The organism is Sphingobacterium composti, from assembly GCF_009829075.1.
Lineage (GTDB): Bacteria > Bacteroidota > Bacteroidia > Sphingobacteriales > Sphingobacteriaceae > Sphingobacterium > Sphingobacterium composti.
On sequence record NZ_WUQZ01000064.1, the window covers coordinates 1 to 471 of the forward strand.

The following is a 471-nucleotide window of genomic DNA, read 5'->3' on the forward strand; positions in this document are numbered from 1 at the left end:
AAGAGTTCTTTGACATATTGAAAGAAAAAAAGACACAAGAGAAGACAACAGTAGAGACAACGTTGTAATATGCTTGAGTTATTAAAGAGACCCCCGGTCTAAGGCCGAACTTTTTAATGATAAGTATTACGATGTATATATCAAAGCAACTCTATAGTAGCAAAAGGGCTATATGAGTGAAGAAAGTAAATAAGGGTACACGGGGGATGCCTAGGCTCTCAGAGGCGATGAAGGACGTGATAAGCTGCGATAAGCTACGGGTATTGGCAAATGCGATTTGATCCGTAGATTTCCGAATGGGGCAACCTAACTATCTGAAGGATAGTTGTATAATACGCGAACGCGCCGAACTGAAACATCTAAGTAAGCGTAGGAGGAGAAAATAATAATGATTTCGTAAGTAGTGGCGAGCGAACACGAAAGAGCCCAAACCAGTATTGTTACGGCAATACTGGGGTTGTAGGACCACGA

At 41.6% G+C, this 471-nt stretch carries 1 rRNA gene; it reads left to right on the plus strand.

Annotated elements, in window-relative coordinates:
- Positions 1–179: 179 nt before the first annotated feature.
- Positions 180–471 (plus strand): 23S ribosomal RNA (locus GOQ17_RS16065); the annotation flags it as partial.